The organism is Pleomorphochaeta caudata (genome assembly GCF_055395745.1).
This window is the reverse complement of record NZ_AP042458.1, coordinates 403,130-422,466: the sequence shown is the minus strand read 5'-3', so window position 1 is coordinate 422,466 and position 19,337 is coordinate 403,130. Positions and strand designations below refer to the sequence as shown.

Below are 19,337 nucleotides of genomic sequence, written 5' to 3'. Positions count from 1 at the left end.
TATAATAATTAAATAATAAATTTAAAAAATAGTTAACCCATTTTGAAGCCGGATGACAAATCATTTCCCTGACTTTTATTTGTTGCATAAACAATTATGAATACAGCAACCAATAAGATAACAGATAAAGCACTAGCTTGTCCTAAATCGCCATCAGCAACTGCTCCATAAATTTGAATTGGAACTGTTCGAGTTTTTGAACCATATAATAATATTGTGGTACTTAATTCTTGAAGTAATGTTGAAAATGTAAGAATTGATCCACTTATAATTCCAGGCATTATTAAAGGAACACTTACTTTTCTAAAAGTTCTAAACCAGTTTGCACCCATTATTGTTGAAGCCTCTTCTAAAGAAGGGTTTAACTGAGTAAGAGATGCTGCAACAGATCTATATACGTAAGGTGTTCTTCTTACCATGTAACTTATAATTAATATTGTGAAAGTTCCGCCAATGCTGATTATATGATTGCCACTAAATGCTGATAAGAGAGCAACAGCTACAACAGTTCCCGGAAGTATAAAAGGAGCCATAACTGCCATATCTAAAATTGCAGAGCCTTTTGGTTTGTTTCTTTCAGTAATGTATGCTACTAAACTTCCCAGTATTGCACATAAAACTGTAGCTAAAATAGATAAGTAGAATGTATTAAATAATTCTGTGCTCGATTTTCTTGGAATATTTATATAATTTGCTAGTGTAAATCCCTGAGGTAAAAGTCCGGACCATTTTTCAAAGAATGACATTACAATAATACATAATTGAGGAGCTAAGGATACAAGTAGAATTATAAAACAATAGATAAAAGCAATAACTCTTAATGTAGGATTATCATGCATTTTAATCTCAACATGAGTTGCTGATATTGTTTCATATTGTCGTTTGTTTACAACATATTTTTGGAACCAAAGAACAAAGCCTGTAATCATAACATTAACAACAGCAATTGATGCAGCTCCATTTAAATCCCAGAACCCATTTACTCTAAAGTATATCAAAGTTGGTAAAACATATTCTTCTCCACCGATAATAGCTGGTATACCAAAGTTATCAATAGATCTAATGAATACTAATAATGCAGCTGCTCCAAGAGAAGGTAGTATTAATGGGAAAGTAATAGTTTTTAAAATATGCCATTTTGATGCACCCATTAGCATTGCAGAATCTTCTAATAATGCATTAGCTGATGAGAAAGCTCCATGACTAAGCATAAATACAAAAGGATAATATGTCATTGTCATACAGAAAATCATACCGGCTAGCCCATAAATACTTGGTGCTTCAATGCCAAATGGAGAAAGAATGAAATTTATAATATGTCTAACAATACCTTCATTTCCTAATAAAATAACCCAAGAAAAAGCCCCAACAAAGGAAGGCATAATTATTGGTAAAATTCCCAAGGATAGCATTAGTTTTTTGCCAGGTATTTTAACTCTCGCAACAAAGTATCCCATAGGAACCCCTATTAATATAGTTAATAAAGTTACTGAAATTCCTACGATAAATGAATTTTTCAAACTCTTTTGGTATAACTTTGAAGTAAAAAACTTCTCAAAGCCACTTAAGCTTAAGTTATCAAAGGAGAAGGCATTTCCTGTTTTCATAAATGCTCTTAATAAAGTAGTTACTAAGGGCCAGAAAAGGAAAATGCACAAAAATAACATTGGAACTAAAAAAACTAGATATGGAGTAATATCTTTTTCTTTTAATCCACTAATTTTTGAGCTCTTTTTCATATTCTAGTTAACCTCCGTATTGCTATAAAGGGAAGTTAAGTCTTTCTTTAGAGTGACAAAAACAGTGTCTTGTTCTTTAACCTCTTCAACTAATTTTGGCATATCAATTTCAAAATTGTTTTCAGATATTTTTGAATCAACTTGAACTTCATATCTAATAAATTGTCCTAGATGTTGAATTATTAATACTTTACCTTTAATTGCTTCTTCTTGAGCTTCTTTAGTAATAATTAGTTGTTCAGGTCTTGCTCCGATTAATGCCTTATCTTTTTTATTTACATTTTCAATATGATTCTTTTCACTGATAATTTCATATTTTATATTAGTATCATTGATTGAAATAGAACAAGATTTATCGTCATTAACTTTTTCAATTGTACAATTTAAGAAATTCATTTTACCAATAAAGTTAGCAACAAATGCACTTTTTGGTTTATTATATAGTTCATCACTTGTACCAATTTGTTTTACAACACCTTTTTTCAAAACGGCTAATCTATCCCCAACAGCCATAGCTTCTTCTTGGTCATGAGTAACAAATATTGTAGTAATGTTTGTTGCTTTTTGAATTCTGCGTATTTCTGCGCGCATGTATCTTCTTAATTTTGCATCTAAGTTTGCTAAGGGTTCATCTAATAATAAAATATCTGGATCATAAACTAGAGCTCTTGCAATTGCAACTCTTTGTTGTTGCCCACCCGATAGACCAGTTGGGCTTGGATTTCTTTTTAATTCTTCTTGTAGCCCAACAAGTTCCATTACTTTAGTAACTTTTTCTTTTATTACATCTTCAGGAAGTTTTCTAATCCTTAAGCCATATGCTACATTTTCAAAAATAGACATATGTGGATAAAGTGCAAAGCTTTGGAAAACCATTCCAATATTTCTTCTAAATGGGGGAATTGAAGAAATATCTTTATCGCCATACATAATTTTTCCGCTTGTTATGTCTTCCAAACCTGCAGTGCTTCTTAATAAAGTAGTTTTACCGCATCCCGAAGGACCTAATAAACAGAATAACTCTCCAGCTTTAATAGTAAAACTTACATCAGATAAAGCATGTACTGGATTTTTTGAATCTTTGTCAAAAATCTTATTAACATTGAGGTATGTTAAGTCTAAACTCATATAAATAACTCCAAATAGGTAATTTTGGAATCTGTATTAATTTATACAGATTCCAATAAAGATAATAAATAATAATTACATTATCATTTCACTGAATTTATCAGTTAAATCAGTACGAATTTCTGCAGCTTCGACTGCGTCATATTCAAATAGTTTAATTTCACTTAAAGCTGGTAAGAATTTTGGACCAGGTAGGGTTGGAACAACAACTCTTCTGTTTCTTGTGTTTAAGATAATCTTATAAGCATCTTCACTAGTTAAGAAATCCATGAACATTTCAGCTGCTTTTGGGTTAGGTCCATTATTAATAATACCTGAAGCATCAAATCTAGCACCAGTACCTTCTTCTGGATAAACATAAGTTACAGGATCATCTTTTTCCATGTATTTTGCAATGTTATTTTCACCTGTTGCTGTAATTGCATATTCACCTCTTGCTACTGATTCAGGACCGATAGTTGATGAAGTAGTGAAAGTAGCATTTTTAGCTAATTTTTCTAAGAATTCTGTACCATATAGTTTATACATCATATAAACTTGTGCATAAGCAGAACCTGATAGAGCTGGGTTTGCAATAACAATTTTTCCTTTATACTTTTCGTCAGCTAAATCTTTCCAAGTTTTAGGATAATCTTCTTTAGCTAATTTTTCTGTATTGATCATTAAAGCTTGTAGTGGCATTGAGTATCCATAATATCTTGGAACATCTTTGTTATCACGTACTGTTGCAGCAATGTTATCATGATTAGCTGTTTTATATGGTCTAAAGAAATCATAAGCTGTATCGAATGATTCTTTAGCAATAGCAAGGATTATATCACCTTGTGGTTTTGGTTGTTCAGCATTTAATCTGGTTAATAATTCTCCAGAACCTGCTCTAATAACAGAAACATTAATTTCTGGATGTTGGCTTTCAAATTCAGCAACTAAAGCTTGTGCTTCTTCCTCTGCTGCAGCACTCCATACAATCAATTCTGTTGGTTCTTGAGATTTTTCCTCTTGAGTTCCATTAGCAAATAGCATTGGTGCTAGCAATGCTAAGATTAAACTAAGTGTAACAATTTTTTTCATATTCTCCTCCATTTTTAATTATTGAATATTTTTTTCAGTTATTCACTAACTGTGAATTTAATATATGATCTATCATCAAATGATATTTGATTGTTCATTACTCCTTTTGTAGCTTTGTACTTTGTGAATAATAAAGGATCTTCATTTATGATTTTCTTTAAATATTTCTCGCTTTTTTCTAAGGATTTTTTTATTTTTGGATATCCATCACTTGAAAGACAAATTGTTGTTTGATCTTTAGATAATTGAATTATTTTTATATCTTCTTTTCTGATTGGAAATCCATTTATAACTGAGTATGCAAATGCTCCAATTCCTAATTCATTTTGTAAATAAACTTGTTGTGATAAAATAGGAATCAATTTTTCTCTAGTAATATCATTTTCTAATAAGGCTTTTGTTGTATTTCCTTTTTGTAGTTCTGCTTGAATTAAAAAGGCTCTTATATTAGAAGTATAATGTTCAATTAATGTTGGAAAATGTATTAGTTTTTTATCGTTAATTAAAGCCTGACAATCTCCTACAAACCATAATTGATGGTAATATTTTGAATATATTAGAGCGCAAGCACTTACTCTTAATTCTGGATTTTTAGATACTTTTTCTAATAATTGGTTTTCTTTATACCAAGATGTAATATTTTGTGAGAGTTCATCGAAAGCTTGATAAGCTTTTATTTCTTTAGGTAATTTTGAAATTGCTTCAATAATTAAATTTTTAGCAATAATTCCAGGAGTTTCGTTATAATCTACTATTGTTTTGTTTGTACAACCATCAATTATTGCAACAAAATCATCATTATAATAAAGTCCATCTTCACAGGTGTTTAAATTACCCGTTTTTGATTCAATAAATTCTTCTAATATTTTCATCATATTCCCTCAACTATTCACAATACTCAGCAAAATTATTTTTTACATACCAATCTGTAATTTCTTTTACTGTATTATTTGCTTTAATCGCTAAATCTTTATTGTTAGAAACGATTTCCCATCTAGTCATTCCTTCTTCACTTCTGCTGATTCTTTGTGCTACTTGAAACCAAGGTTGTTCCATATCTGTTTCATGGGTTATTATTTCTGGTAGATTATATCTCATTAGTGTTGCATCTAAATCATTTCCATCTTCCATTGATTTAATAATAGTTAAGCCTTTTTCTTTAAAAGTTTTTTCAACTTTTTCCATAATTTCTTCCATTCTTTCTTCAACTAAGAAATGACAAGGCCATTCTCTAATTCTAAATAATGAATCTTGAATCTTTAAAATATCTAAATATTTTTGTGGGTTATTAAACCAAACTTTTGCTGTCAAAAGAGAAAAGAATAGAGTGTTTTCAGTAGCTGCAAAACCTTTAGTACTGTCTTTTAAATCTATAGGGCAGTTTAGATAATAGTGTGCTGATTCTTCACTTGATATTAGATATTGTTCTTTAGAATGTTTTCTTAAAGCTTCTTTTATAAATGAGTGACCATTTCTTATTATGTGAACCTTTGTATCAGATGAAGATTGCAATTTCATAGATAGAGGATTAGCTTTTACATCAGCATAAACATTAAAGAATTTATTATCTGCATTAAAATAATTTTGTTCCTTAGCTGATTGATAGATTTTTTTTAATTCAGGTAGTAAGACTGTTATATTAAAAGCTGGAGCAATTTGTATTCCTTCTTTTGTGATTATATCAAATCTATCTCCATCCCCATCATAGCAGAATCCAAAATCATAATTGCCTGTTTTAATATATTCCCAGGTTTGTTTTACACTAGATAGAATGCTAGGGTTTGGATCTCCAATAGGGAAATATCCATCAGGAACTAAATTCCGCATTGTTACATTAGCACCACATTTTTGTAGGGCTTCACCAATTTCTGATCCTACTGCACCATTTAAAAAGTCACAAAGAATGTTTGCTCCTTTTAAAGAGCCTTCTTTAATATTAGCTAATTGCATAGAGTAATTAATAAAATCATCAGTGTATCTTTTTATTTTGATTCCAGCTTTTCTATTTAAAGGTTTATAATCTTTATTCTCAATATAATATTGCTTAATTTGTCTTATTCCACCTTCTGGTCCACAATCGGTTGCTAAGGTTTGTACGTTTTGTGCCATTAGTTTAAGACCTATATATTCGCCAGGATTATGGCTAGCGGTAATCATTATTCCTGCAGAGTCTAAATTTTGCATACAACTATAGTAGAATTGACAAGTTGAAATTTGTGCGGGGTTTATTATTACATCAATTCCTATTGATGGGAAATAATCTATTGCAACTTGCATTATTTCAGGAGCAGCTAATCTAGCATCTCTGGCAATTACAACAGATTCACATTTTAATATTTCTATGTAATAGCGTCCTATAGCTTTAATTAATCTTTTTATTATGTTTATGTTTAATTTCTTACTTTTAGTTCTAATATCATATGCTTTAAACATAGTCATATTTAAATCTGATTCTTTTTCCATGGGGACCCTCTAGTTGTTGTGATTTAAAATCAGTATAACATTGATGAAAGAAAATGCAAGAAAATAAAAAAAATATTTTTTGTTTATTTTTATTTGTTTTTGTTTTGTAAGTATAAAAACAAAAATTAGCTATAAATATCTATTAATTGAATTATGCTTAATGATTAAGTTTCGAAACAAAAAAATGTATAATTTAGAAATTAATATTTTTTTAACAGAATTTGGATAGTTGACTATAGCAATAACTTTTTAAGTTCTATATACTGAGCGCGTGAATAAAAAAAGGAAAACAAGAGTCGATATCGATTTATTATCGGATATCTTTAGTCAATTATGTAAGAAAACTCGTATTTTGCAAACTCGGGCTTATACACATCATTTTGGTACTTCCTTGTTACGTCATAGTGTAAATGTTGCCTATGTTTCGATGTTTATTTCTAAATTCTTTCGTTTGAATGTTGATTACTTTCAAATGGTAAGAGGTGCTTTATTGCATGATTATTATCTCTATGATTGTCATGATAAAGAAGATTTAAATAAAAAACATCATTTACGTCGTCATCCAGCAAAAGCTGTTTTAGCAGCACAAGAAGATCTTCTTTTAACAAAAAAAGAAATTGATATTATTTTAAAGCATATGTTCCCTATAACTTTTTCTATACCTAAATCAAAAGAAAGTTTTGTGGTTTGTTTTAGTGATAAAATATGTTCTACTTATGAGTTATTTACAAACTTAGGTAAGAAATTATTATTACGTCCAATGTTTGCTTAATTTAATTATTCTATCTGAAACTACTTTCCCTAGTATTATAGAAGTAGGTAGGCCTGTTGGTGAAAAACTCCAATGTCCTGTTTTATGAATATCTTTAAATGGGGTATTAATTGATTTTGCCATTTTGTTCATTCTATGTTCTATTGGGAGTGTTGATGAAAAACTCCAGCCAGTAATAGCTCCATCAGTATTATTAAATCTCTCTTCTATAGTAATTGGAGATGAGCTTTGATATTTGATAATATTATCTTTTAGTGAAGTGAATAAAGTGTTATTTAAGCAATTAATTATTTCATTATTTAGATTTTCTTTCAAATATTCATATAAATTTTCTTCTTTTAAATATGCAGTTAAATCATAATCAAAAACTGTACTAACTATAATTGCAGATTTATTATCAGGTGCTAAAGCTTTATTTCTAAGAACTGGTATTGAAATTTCATAAGTTGTTTTATTAGCAAATTCTTTTAACCATTTTTTTAATATAAGTTTTTTTGATTTGTTTTGTTTTAATAAGTCTAATAATTCTTTTTCTCCCATTTCCATTGATGATAATCCATCAAGAGTCGGAGTAAAGAAGGTGTGTTCAGAGCATTTATCACTATAATAGTCAGTATTAAAATTTGTTGTTAGATATAATGAGTAGATTGAATCATTACCATGAGCATTATTTATTAATTCTTTTTTATGTTGGTATAATTTTATATCAGTATTTGAACTATTTATTTGATCTGTGTTTTTATAAAGGGTTTTTAAATCAGCTGCCCAAATTATTTGATCATAACTAAAGGTTTCATTATTTGTGATTAATGTTTTGTCTTTTAGATTAATTTTTATAACTTCAGTGTTTTTAAGTATTTTAGCTTTATTATTGATTATATAAGTTTCTAGTTCATCTATTAACTCTTGAGTTCCTTTTTCTGGATAATAATAGTCATTGTATAATCTAAAATAGCTTAGAGCAAAGAAAGTTGGAGTATCTTTAAAAAAATGTTGAATTATCATGTCTATTAAGGCCTGATTATTTGTAATCTTTTTTAAATATTCTTCAACAGGTAAATTTAGATTTTCAATTTTTTTTATTGTTTTATGATATTTAATCATCCAGGGTAATATGGTTTTTAGTAAATATGTTTGATCTTTTTTATAATCTAAAAATAGAGGGTTATCTACGCCATATAAAATTTCCATGTATTGAGATATTGTATTAATCAAATCAATAATTTCAGTAATTTCTTTTTTATCTTTTTCAAACAATTCAATAAGCATTTTCTTATATTCATTTAAACTTGCTTGATCTTTAACTGCTATTGATTTGTCTTTTATTTTTATTGTTACGATGTTCCTTTTGAATTTAATATTATTTATGTCTAAACTTTTTAACATAGGAAATAAAACCCCAGAGTTCTCTGTCGCTCTAATTCCTGCATCGATTAAAAAATCATCAATGAAAAAACTTCCAACTAAACCTCCAAGTTTTTCTGTTTTTTCTAAAAGTGTTACATTAAGGTTTTCTTTTGAAAGAAAAGCTGCTGTAGTTAGGCCAGAAATTCCGCCTCCAACTATAATAATATTTTTTTTCATAAATCCATCCTTTTTTTATATTATATACTATTGTGTGATATAATGTTAAAAAAATTATAATTTATTGTTATTAGAATAATATATTTATCAAGGTGGGTTATGCATTATAATTATTTTATAATAATTGGGTTTATTATTTCATTTTTTCTTTTTTATAAATTCCCAATTTTACCAAGAAATAATAAAAAGCTTAAATATAATATTTCTATCGTTATTCCAGCACGCAATGAAGAAAATAATATTGATAACTTACTTTGTGATTTAAAGAATCAAGATTGTCTCATTAATGAAATAATTTGTGTTGATGATAATTCAACAGATAAAACTAGTGAGATAATTAAAAATCATAATGTTAAATACATTTTTATAGATGATGTAAAAAAAGGATGGAGAGGTAAAAACTGGGCTTGTCAGGTTGGTGGACAAAATGCAACTGGGGATTTATTAATTTTCATTGATGCAGATGTTAGACTTGATAAAGATGCAATTTCAAGCTTAGTAAGTGCCTATGATAAAAATAGAAACCCAATATCTGTTCAACCTTATCATATCGTAAAAAAGCAGTATGAAATGTTTTCCTTTTTCTTTAATTTAATTCAAATTTGTTCAACTTCTTTATCCATTTTTAGAGCAAAAAAAACAGTAGGTTTTTATGGTCCCGTATTTTTAGTACAAAAGGATATGTTTCTAAAATTAGGGGGATATGAAGGGGTTAAAGATAAAGTAGTTGAAGATCTACATTTAGGTAAATTGTACAAGAACAATAATATTGATATAGAATTGTTCTTAGGCGGAGATTTAATTAAATTTAGAATGTATCCAAAAGGAATAACTCAATTAATAGAAGGTTGGTCAAAAAATTTTTCTCAAGCTTCTTTTGCTATCGATTTAAAACTATTTTTAATGATATTTTTTTGGGTTGGGTATTTAGGTAGCTTACCTATAGAGATGGGTATAGCTTTAAGCTTAAAGAGTACTTCTTTTTTAATTGGTTCATTTATTCTTTATATTATTACTGTAATTAAATTAAATAATGATATTAAAAAAATTGGTTCATATCCTATATATGTAAGCATTTTGTTCCCGTTTTATTTATTAATATTTTTTTTAATTTTTGTTTATTCTTTATTTAGTACTTTTTTATTTAGAAATACTACTTGGAAAGGTAGAAAATTATAGAGGAGGAGAAAGGTGCAAGTATTATATTTATCTGATGGTATGATGGTTTTATCATTTTTTATTGTTTGGCCACTTCTTCAAATTTCTATTACTTTAATTTGTAATAAAATAAAATTAGAAAGATATAATCCTAATTCTTTCTTTTTAAGATCTCATAAATGGGAAAATAATGGACAGATTTATAAAACTGTTTTCAAGATTCATAAATGGAAACATTTTCTACCTGATGGAGCAAAAGCCCATAAAAAAGGTTTTGAAAAAAAAGAAATGAAAAGTTATGATTCTAAATATATTAATGAATTTATTTTCCAAACAGGAAGAGCGGAAATAACACATTGGGCTCAAATAATACCTTTTTGGGTTTTTGGATTTTGGTGTCCTCCTTTTGTAATAGTATTAATGTTTATATATGCTTTGCTTGTAAATATACCTTGCATTTTAGCTCAACGCTATAATAGACCTAGATTAATAAAAATATATAATCTTAAAAAAAATAAATGAAGCTGATGATTTCTCATCAGCTCCAAGGGTTAATGTTTTTGTATTATTATTTTAGGTATCCTAAATAATCTTTTTGTAAATCTATCATAGTATTTAATAGTTTTTCTGTTTGTAAAATACTATTGTTTGTGGTATCCACCAGTAATGCTTGAAGAGCTAATTCTTTTGATTGTTGAATTACAGCTTCTGCACAAAGTCTTAATACCCCAATTCTATTATTTAATAATGAAGAGAACCCTAAAGGCATTACTTTATCAAGATTGACTCCAGTTATTCCATTTTTATTTACAATGCCTGGAACTTCTACAATTGCATCACGAGGAAGAGTAGAAATTAATCCATTGTTCTTGATGTTAACTGCTAATTCTTCATGATTATCGTCACTCATTATTCCTTCAATAATTGGAACTACTCTCCAATATTCTTCAGGAAGAGTTCCTGACTTTATTCTTTCATACATATTGACTTGGTGGCCAAGACATTCTTTTTTATAGTTTGTGTAAAAATCCATAATCCCTGCATGATCAGCAACTTCTTGTGCCCAATGGATATATTCACTGAAGTGACTGTCTGTAGTAATTGGAATCTTTTTGAAATACTTAATTATTTGCATAAATAAGCCTCTTTCATTTGTTCCTTCAAAATATGGAATACCTTTAGTCATAATATCATTCATTGCAGATGTGCCATCTTTTACATAGGTTGCATCTAGTAAACAACTAAAGTGATTTAAACCACCAGCTGTGATGTGTAAATCTTCAAATGGCATATTTAAAATTTCTGGGAGATGGATTACTAAGGAAGAAACTTCATGGCAAAGTCCAACAAATTTTAAATCAGGATATTTTCTAGATACTGCTGTTAAAATATTTGTCATAGGATTACTTAAGTTCATAACTAATGCATCAGGACAAATTTTCATTACATCATCACAAATATCTAAAATTGGAGGAATTATTCTAAAGGAGTGGAAAAGACCTCCTGGGCCACCATTTTCTCCATAACATTGTTTAATACCAAAATGTAAAGGAACGTTCCAATCCATTTCCCAAAGTTCGTATCTATCTCCAACTTCAATTGAAATTAAAACGAAATCGGCACCTTTTAATGCAGCTTTTCTATCTGTTGTAGCACTTATTTTATAATTTAGATTGTTGTTTATTAAATATTCTTTAGATACTTTTTCTACTTCTCCAAGAGAAATGGAATTGATGTCTACAAGAGAAATTTCACAACCTTCTAATATTTTACTTTTAAAGATGTCACCTAATGCACCTAATCCAAACATGGCACTACCAGCACCAATTAATACAATTTTCATATTTTCTCCTCCTTTTAATTAAAATAAGGGATTAAATCTTTATGAGCTTCAAATAACTCATCAACCATTTTTTCCATTGAATCAAAATCCAACATTGATGAACAAAGAGGATCAACAAGTACTGCATTATAAATAAGACGTTTATCTCTTTTAATTACAGCTTCAACAACAAGCATTTGTACGTTTACATTAGTTCTATTGTAGCAAGCTAATTGTTCAGGAATTTTACCAATATATGTAGGTTGAATGCCGTTTTTATTAATTAAACAGGGTACTTCTACGCAGCAATTTTGAGGTAAATTAGTTATAAGATTTGTGTTTAAAACATTTCCATTTATTTGACTATTTTCACCACTAACAATTGAATTAATTATTGAACCTGCATATTCTTCACTCATATTTACATGTAGTTCTTCACCTGCTTTAATACTTTCTTTCATAGATTCAAATTCTTTTAAGTTTATTTTGCATCTTCTAATATATTCATTTACCGGGATTTTATACTTTTCAATTAGCTTTGGATCTTTTAGATAGTAAGGACAATATTCAGCATTATGCTCACTAGATTCAGTTACATAATATCCAAGACGTTTAAACATTTCGAATCTAACTTTATCTCCAATGAAAGTATCTACTGCACTGTCTTTGAAATTTTCTCTAAACCAAGAATCAGAAGCAGGACAAGAATATAGATGTTCTGGAACAAAATTTTCATCTTCATCAATTTTATTTTTTAACTCTTGTAATTGAGGATATAAATCTTTTCCTTTAGTTTCTAATTTTAAGAACCATGCTTGGTGATTTATTCCAGCCACTTTAACATCTAAATCTTTATATGGAACATTTAGATATAATGCTAATTGCTTGGATGTGGTTTGAACGCTATGGCATAATCCAACATATTTTACTGTTGGGTATTTTGTTAAAACGTATTGAGATAACATAGCCATTGGGTTTGTGTAATTTAAGAAATAAGCCTTAGAATCATATTTTATAATTGCTTGACATATCTCATCCATTACAGGCATTGTTCTTAATGCTCTAAAAATTCCACCAACACTCATAGTATCTGCAATTGTTTGTTTTAGGCCATACTTTTCTGGGATTTCAAAATCTACAAGAGTAGATTTAAAGCCTCCAACTTGTACCAAATTAATTACAAAATCAGCATCTTTAACTGCTTCATTTATACTATTTGTTGTAGTAATAGTAGCTTTACTATTTCTTTGTTTAATGAACATTTTAGCTACTTTTTCTATCAAATCCAATCTCTCAGGGTTAATATCTTCAAGACAGAATTCACATTTTGAAAGGGAAGGAAATTCTAATATATCTACCATTAGTTGTTTTGAAAAAACAACACTCCCTGCTCCAATTAAGGATATTTTAGTCATATTTTACCTCGTACATTTATTTAAATTCATATATGAAATTAACAGTGCCTTCTTTTTTCTCATTAGGTTGAACCCTTAACAAATGAGCTTCTTTTTTGAATCCGTTATTATCTAGATTTACAGCATCAGTTGAACAAGTCTGTCTTTCAACACAGAAAAAAGGTTTGTTTTTAGGTGTGAAAACTTGCATATGTGTAAAGTCTTTAGTTGCATCCATGTAAACTCTTAAACCTAGTTTTGGATAATCAACAAAAACTCTTTCATCCTCTATCATGGTTGTATAACAGTTATCTAGATTTAATTTACTAGGTGCTATAGGTTCTCTGAGATCAAAATCTTGATTTTCTACATCTAATAATTTTCCAGTTGGTAATAAATCATCAGATAATTCCATCATATGTTGTGCAGGAACTCTTATAAATGAATTATCATCGCCACATAATTTTTTAAAGAAAGTGTGATAAGAAATTCCAAAAGGAAGTTCTTCATTTGATAGGTTCTCTACTTCATATTTAATATCAAAACCATTTTTATTGACTTCGAAAATAACATACAATTTATGTTCCCAAGGAAAGCCTTCATAAATTGGATGATTCTTAGTTACATGAATCCAGGTTTTAATTCTTGAATAGTTTTCACTTATTTCAGGTTCTTCACATTCCCATTGTTCATCATATACTAAGGAATGTAAGAATACTGGGATACCATTTTTCTGATGCCAATGTTTTTTATTATTAAATTCATAGAAACAGTTTCTTAATCTATTTGGGAAAGGATAAAGAATTGGGTTGCCAGTATAATAAGAATTTAGTGAAAAATAGCTATCATAATGAATTACTTCGTATTCATCTACTCTAAAACAATATAGATTGTTCCCAAGTGTTGGAGATACTTTAATAAGTACATTATGTTCCCCATTATTTTCTTTGTTATAGCCTAATAGGTATGAGAGTTTTCCTTCTATAATTTCAGTGTCATAATAAAATCCCATCATATTCTCCTTATTTTCGAGTTACATATTTTTGAGCATCAATGGCTACAGCTAGAATAACAATTGCACCTTTGATGATATAAAGCATATATGGGCTTACACTGATATAAACCAAACCATAGTTGATTACTTGGAAGATTATTACACCAATAACAATTCCAAATATTGATCCAACACCACCCATTAGGGAAACTCCTCCAACTACACAAGCAGCGATAGCATCTAATTCATAACCATTACCTAAGTTATTTGTTGCACTACCTGTTCTTCCAACTTCTAGTGCTCCAGCAAAACCATATAAAAATCCAGCAATTAAATAGATTAGAATAATTGTTTTTGTAATATTTACACCTGAAACTTTTGCAGCTTCTAGATTATTTCCAATAGCAAAAAGGTTTCTACCAAGTTTTGTTTTATTCCAAATAAACCACATGATTGCAACAACTATTGCTGCATAAATAATTAACAAAGGTATTCCAAAAATATCTCCTTGTGCAAAAACAGTAAAAGATGATTTTAAACTACCAATAGGGGCAGCACCACAAACTTTTTCATAGTATGTTGAAGTTGCGCCATATAAAATCATTTGCATACCTAATGTTGCAATAAAAGCGGTTACAGATAATTTGGTAACAATAAGACCATCAACTAATGAGATTAATCCACAAATTAATGTAACTAAAATAATTGGAACAATTACTGGTAAATTAAGTCCAGGAAATATAATGTTTGGATTATCTAAGGATTGCATCATTGAAGCGGATATAACAGCTGCTAATCCTACAAATCTACCAATGGCTAAGTCACATCCAGCCAATACGATGATTCCACTAACACCCAAGGCTAATATCATTCTTGTTGATGCTTGGGTAAATATAAATTTAAAATTGTTTATTGATAAGAAAGTTGGATCAACCATAGTAATGATAATTATTAATAACACTAATACAATATAAATTGCATTGTTCATTAATATTTGTTTGATTTGTCTATGTTTTTTTCTTTTTTCTAAATCTTCATTTGTTAATTCGACCATTTTCATAACTCCTATAAATATTTTGCAGCAAGTCTTAAAATTTCTTCTTGATTTGTTTCTTCTGTGTTTACGATTCCGGCGATTTTGCCGTTGCTCATAACAAGAATTCTATTTGAAACACCTAATAGTTCTGGCATTTCAGAAGAAATCATAATGATGCCTTTGCCTTCTTTTGCTAAATCTATAATTAATTGATAGATTTCATACTTAGCACCAACATCAATACCTCTTGTTGGTTCATCTAAAAGAAGAATGTCAGGGGAGGTAAGCATCCAACGGCCAAATATTACTTTTTGTTGATTGCCTCCTGAAAGATTTCTAATTATTGTTTTATCTGAAGGTGTTTTTACCTTTAAAGAATCTATAACTTTTGATACGTCTTTATTGATTTTCTCGTTATTTAAAACTCCAAGGTTACAATATTCATCAATGTTTGAGATGGTTACATTATCTTTTACGCTCATACCATGGAAAATTCCATTATATTTTCTTTCTTCTGTTAGTAGTGCAAATTTATTTCTTATTGAATCTTCTGGGGAGGTGTTTTTGCACTCTTTGCCATTTAAAAAGATTTGGCCAGATTCTCTTTTTCTATAGCCAAAGATTCCTTCAACAATTTCCGTTCTCATTGAACCTTCTAAGCCTGCAATACCTAATATTTCTCCTTTTCTAAGAGAAAAAGATATATCGCTAACTAAAGGAGAATAAGTTAAAGTCATATTCTTTACTTCAAAAAGAATATCTCCTGGGGTATTAGTTTTTTTAGGGAATCTGTTTACTAACTGTCGACCAACCATCAAAGTTATAACATTATCAATATTTATTTCATTTATATTTTTAGTAGCTATCATTTTTCCATCTCTCATAACTGAGACTTCATCTGCTACACTAAATATTTCTTCTAATTTGTGAGAAATATAAATAATGCCACAACCTTTAGCTTTGAGTTTATCAATAACTTTAAACAAATGAGCAACTTCTTTTTCTGATAAGGAGGAAGTGGGTTCATCCATAACAATAATTTTTGCGTTGTAGGAGGCTGCTTTTGCTATTTCTATCATTTGTCTTTCTGAAACAGATAATTTTTCAACTTTTTCTAAAGGATTAATATCAATTTCTAAATCTTTAAATATTGCTTTAGTGTTTTCAAATACTTTTTTTTCATCGATTACTATTTTGTTTTTCATTGGGAATCGACCAAGCCAAATATTATCCATTACTCTTAATCTAGATACTTGATTTAATTCTTGGTGAACCATGGTTATTCCATGATCCAATGCTTGTTTAGGTTCTGTAAAATTAACTAATTGTCCTTCTAGTTCTACAGTGCCTTGATCAGCATAATATATACCAAAGATGCATTTCATCAATGTTGATTTTCCTGCACCGTTTTCACCTAAAAGAGCATGAACTGTCCCTTTTTTAACAGTTAAACTTACTCCATCTAAAGCTTGAACTCCAGGAAATGCTTTTGATATATTTGTAACTTTTAATAATACAGGATTATTATCCATAATAAAGATCTCTCCAATTGGTTGATATATCATGACACTAAAGTGCCATGATATATTGTTTTTGAATCTATTTTTTATTTGTAAGCTTCAATAGCTTTTTCTAGATTTCCAGCCATTGTAATTTCACAAGCAACACGAACATCTTTTTTATCACCGAAAACATAATCAGTACCAGAGAGAGGATCTCTACCATTTGCTGCATTAACAGTCATCTTGTATGCTGCAAGACCTAATACTTTTGGATCATTTAAGATTGTTCCTAATAATTGACCTTTTTTAATTAGTTCGATTGCTTCAGGTAGACCATCAACACCAACTACAGGCATATATTTATCTCCAGTGAAATAACCAGCTGCTTTAAGTGCTTCAACAGCACCAAGAGCCATAGCATCATTGTTACAAATTACTAATTCAATTGAATCACCGTGTTTTGCTAACCAAGTTTCCATTAAATCTTTACCTTTAGCTGCATCCCACATACCTGTTTGTAATTCTAATTCATCAACGCCAATTCCAGCTTCTTTAATAATTCTAATAGGTTCAGTTGTTCTAACTTCTGCATCTGGATGACCTGGTTCACCTTTTAATAATACATATTGGATTTTTCCATCATTGTTTTTATCCCAAGCAGGATTAGCTTTCCATGCATCAACAATCATCTGACCTTGTTGAATACCGAATTCAGCAGATGTTATACCAGCATACCAACATTTATCGTAACCCATGATTACGTCTTTATCTGGTTCTTTGTTGTAGAATACGATTGGGATATCAGCTTTTCTTGCTTTTTCAACTACTGTTTTTCCAGCAGCTGGTTCAACTAAATTAACACATAATGCTTTTACACCTTTATTAATATAAGCATCAATTTGGTCATTTTGTTTTGCTTGGTCATTCATTGAATCACAGATTAATAATTCAACTTCATTGCTTTCTGTAGCAGCGTTTTCGATAGCTTTTCTTACAAATGACATATAGTTATCATCATATTTGTAAACTGTAACACCAATTTTTGGGGTACCAGCTTCTTCTTGGCCATTTGCAAATAAACTAAAATTGCAAATAAATAGGGCAGATAAGCAAATTAAAATAGCTTTTTTCATCGTTAACTCCTTTTTATATTTTAATTACTTTTTTTAATGATTAAATAAAGTAATTAAAAAAATATAATATTTTTTACCTAAAAATATGATACCATTGTATTTATTATCGCGCAAGTTTATTTTTATAAAAATTTATATTTGAGTATAATTCTTTATATTACAAGAAAATAATGTAAGATATTTAAATATTATAAATCAAATATAAAGAATTAGAGAGTAAATGAACTAATTTTAATTATTAAAAAAAGTATTTATAAAAACATAATTTTTAGTGACTTTTAAATTTTTATTATAAGAAATCTTCTTCTAGAATTTTATTTAAGACAAGTGCTGCTGCACCAATTTGCCCACAGCTGCCAGGGAATGAAGATTTGAGAATTTTTAATCCTCTATAGCATTCTGTCATCGATTGTTTTTGTACTGTTTCTGTAATTTGTTTTTCAATAAATTGCCAAGAAGATGATATTATTCCACCAATTATAATTGCTTCAGGATTAAAGACGTTAACAATATCAGCTAAAGCTGTACCTACATATGCTCCAATAGAATTAAAAGCTCTAATAGCTACTTCATCATTTTCTCTTGCAGCCTTATCGATTATTTCATAATTAATATTATCTAAGTTTTTATCAACCATTGAGGTTATAATAGTAGGGTAGCCTAAATTAATTTGAGTAACAACATCATTGATTAAAGCTTTTGTTGAAGCCACAGTATCTAAACAACCATAGTTACCACATAAACATTTTGTACCATTTTCTTTTACCCTAATATGTCCTATTTCTCCTGCTGCGGAGTTTGAACCTCTAAAGATTTTTCCATCAATTAATATTCCACTACCAACACCAGAATCTAAGCTGACAAATATTAAATTTTTTATGCTTCGATATTTTCCAAACCATTTTTCTGCTAATACCATTACTCTAGCATCATTGTCTACAATTACAGGGATTTTAAAAATTTTCTCAAGTAGGGCTTTTATATTTACATATCTCCAATTAAATGCTGGAGCGTATATAGAAATACCAGAGTCATAATTCACAATACCATGGAATCCTACTCCAATTCCTAAGATTCTTTGAGTGTTATTATTAAGGGTATTTTTTAATTATTTTATTGATTCAATTATAGTTTCAAAAATATGTTCTTTAGTAATTGGTAGAGGGTATTTTTTTGTTTTTGTTAACTTTGAAATTCCTTTAAGATTTACTAATGCAGATACTACTTCAGTTTTTTTGACTGTAATACCTATACATAATAATGAAGCTTCATTTATTTCAAGCATGATTGGTTTTCTTCCTCCAGAAGATTCTCCTTCGGTTCCCAATCTAATAAAATTCATTTTTTCAAGTTCAGCGACATTTGAAGATACTGTTGCGGGTGTAATTTTTAGTTGTTTTGCGAGATCTGATCTAGAAATTGATTTTTCTTCCCAAACTTTCTTTAATATTTTTCTTCGATTTCTGTTTTGAACTAATGAATTGTTTTTATATCTCATAAGCTATATAATAACTAAGTAATTAATAAAATGATAGATTTTT

General features: G+C 28.9%; 16 protein-coding genes and 1 pseudogene. 3 read left to right on the top strand and 14 right to left on the bottom strand.

Features of this window, described 5'->3' with window-relative positions; translation table 11 throughout:
* Positions 1 to 32: 32 nt before the first annotated feature.
* The 5 genes from ACZ5RS_RS01980 to ACZ5RS_RS01960 form a co-directional block, all read right to left on the bottom strand.
* A complete protein-coding gene (locus ACZ5RS_RS01980; RefSeq protein WP_464637199.1) occupies positions 33 to 1,739 on the bottom strand; it encodes an ABC transporter permease in 1,707 nt (568 codons plus the stop codon).
* A 3-nt stretch (positions 1,740 to 1,742) separates the two neighbouring features.
* A complete protein-coding gene (locus ACZ5RS_RS01975; protein WP_464637198.1) occupies positions 1,743 to 2,867 on the bottom strand; it encodes an ABC transporter ATP-binding protein in 1,125 nt (374 codons plus the stop codon).
* Positions 2,868 to 2,942: 75 nt separating this feature from the next.
* Entirely contained in the window at positions 2,943 to 3,938 is a 996-nt protein-coding gene (locus tag ACZ5RS_RS01970) for an extracellular solute-binding protein (protein ID WP_464637197.1), read from the bottom strand.
* Positions 3,939 to 3,976: 38 nt separating this feature from the next.
* A complete protein-coding gene (locus tag ACZ5RS_RS01965) occupies positions 3,977 to 4,813 on the bottom strand; it encodes a hypothetical protein (RefSeq protein WP_464637196.1) in 837 nt (278 codons plus the stop codon).
* A gap of 10 nt (positions 4,814 to 4,823) precedes the next feature.
* Positions 4,824 to 6,401 (bottom strand): phosphohexomutase domain-containing protein, encoded by a 1,578-nt coding sequence (locus ACZ5RS_RS01960; RefSeq protein WP_464637195.1) that lies wholly within the window; start codon positions 6,399 to 6,401, stop codon positions 4,824 to 4,826.
* Between the two features lie 271 nt (positions 6,402 to 6,672).
* On the opposite strand from ACZ5RS_RS01960, the gene ACZ5RS_RS01955 reads away from it, so the two are divergent.
* Positions 6,673 to 7,173 (top strand): HD domain-containing protein, encoded by a 501-nt coding sequence (locus ACZ5RS_RS01955; protein WP_464637194.1) that lies wholly within the window; start codon positions 6,673 to 6,675, stop codon positions 7,171 to 7,173.
* On the opposite strand, the gene ACZ5RS_RS01950 is transcribed toward ACZ5RS_RS01955, so the two are convergent.
* A complete protein-coding gene (locus ACZ5RS_RS01950) occupies positions 7,153 to 8,757 on the bottom strand; it encodes a phytoene desaturase family protein (RefSeq protein ID WP_464637193.1) in 1,605 nt (534 codons plus the stop codon). The genes ACZ5RS_RS01955 and ACZ5RS_RS01950 overlap by 21 nt on opposite strands.
* 99 nt (positions 8,758 to 8,856) lie before the next feature.
* Between ACZ5RS_RS01950 and ACZ5RS_RS01945 the strand changes: the two genes are divergently transcribed.
* Both ACZ5RS_RS01945 and ACZ5RS_RS01940 read left to right on the top strand, forming a co-directional pair.
* A complete protein-coding gene (locus ACZ5RS_RS01945) occupies positions 8,857 to 9,936 on the top strand; it encodes a glycosyltransferase family 2 protein (protein WP_464637192.1) in 1,080 nt (359 codons plus the stop codon).
* Positions 9,937 to 9,948: 12 nt separating this feature from the next.
* Positions 9,949 to 10,437, top strand: a complete 489-nt coding sequence (locus ACZ5RS_RS01940) for a glycosyl-4,4'-diaponeurosporenoate acyltransferase CrtO family protein (RefSeq protein WP_464637191.1) — start codon at positions 9,949 to 9,951, stop codon at positions 10,435 to 10,437.
* A gap of 46 nt (positions 10,438 to 10,483) precedes the next feature.
* On the opposite strand, the gene ACZ5RS_RS01935 is transcribed toward ACZ5RS_RS01940, so the two are convergent.
* From ACZ5RS_RS01935 to ACZ5RS_RS01900, 8 genes and pseudogenes are all read right to left on the bottom strand, one after another.
* Complete coding sequence (locus ACZ5RS_RS01935) at positions 10,484 to 11,758, bottom strand: family 4 glycosyl hydrolase (protein WP_464637190.1); 1,275 nt, start codon at positions 11,756 to 11,758, stop codon at positions 10,484 to 10,486.
* Positions 11,759 to 11,772: 14 nt separating this feature from the next.
* Entirely contained in the window at positions 11,773 to 13,152 is a 1,380-nt protein-coding gene (gene melA / locus ACZ5RS_RS01930; RefSeq protein ID WP_464637189.1) for an alpha-galactosidase, read from the bottom strand.
* A 16-nt stretch (positions 13,153 to 13,168) separates the two neighbouring features.
* A complete protein-coding gene (locus ACZ5RS_RS01925) occupies positions 13,169 to 14,143 on the bottom strand; it encodes an aldose epimerase family protein (protein WP_464637188.1) in 975 nt (324 codons plus the stop codon).
* Positions 14,144 to 14,153: 10 nt separating this feature from the next.
* On the bottom strand, positions 14,154 to 15,179 hold the full coding sequence (gene mglC / locus ACZ5RS_RS01920; RefSeq protein ID WP_464637187.1) for a galactose/methyl galactoside ABC transporter permease MglC: 1,026 nt from the start codon (positions 15,177 to 15,179) through the stop codon (positions 14,154 to 14,156).
* 11 nt (positions 15,180 to 15,190) lie between these two features.
* Positions 15,191 to 16,693, bottom strand: a complete 1,503-nt coding sequence (locus ACZ5RS_RS01915; protein WP_464637186.1) for a sugar ABC transporter ATP-binding protein — start codon at positions 16,691 to 16,693, stop codon at positions 15,191 to 15,193.
* Between the two features lie 74 nt (positions 16,694 to 16,767).
* Complete coding sequence (locus ACZ5RS_RS01910; protein ID WP_464637185.1) at positions 16,768 to 17,796, bottom strand: galactose ABC transporter substrate-binding protein; 1,029 nt, start codon at positions 17,794 to 17,796, stop codon at positions 16,768 to 16,770.
* A 289-nt stretch (positions 17,797 to 18,085) separates the two neighbouring features.
* Positions 18,086 to 18,889, bottom strand: a pseudogene (locus tag ACZ5RS_RS01905) (ROK family protein); the annotation flags it as partial.
* Between the two features lie 15 nt (positions 18,890 to 18,904).
* Positions 18,905 to 19,294, bottom strand: a complete 390-nt coding sequence (locus tag ACZ5RS_RS01900; protein WP_464637184.1) for a winged helix-turn-helix domain-containing protein — start codon at positions 19,292 to 19,294, stop codon at positions 18,905 to 18,907.
* Positions 19,295 to 19,337: the final 43 nt, after the last annotated feature.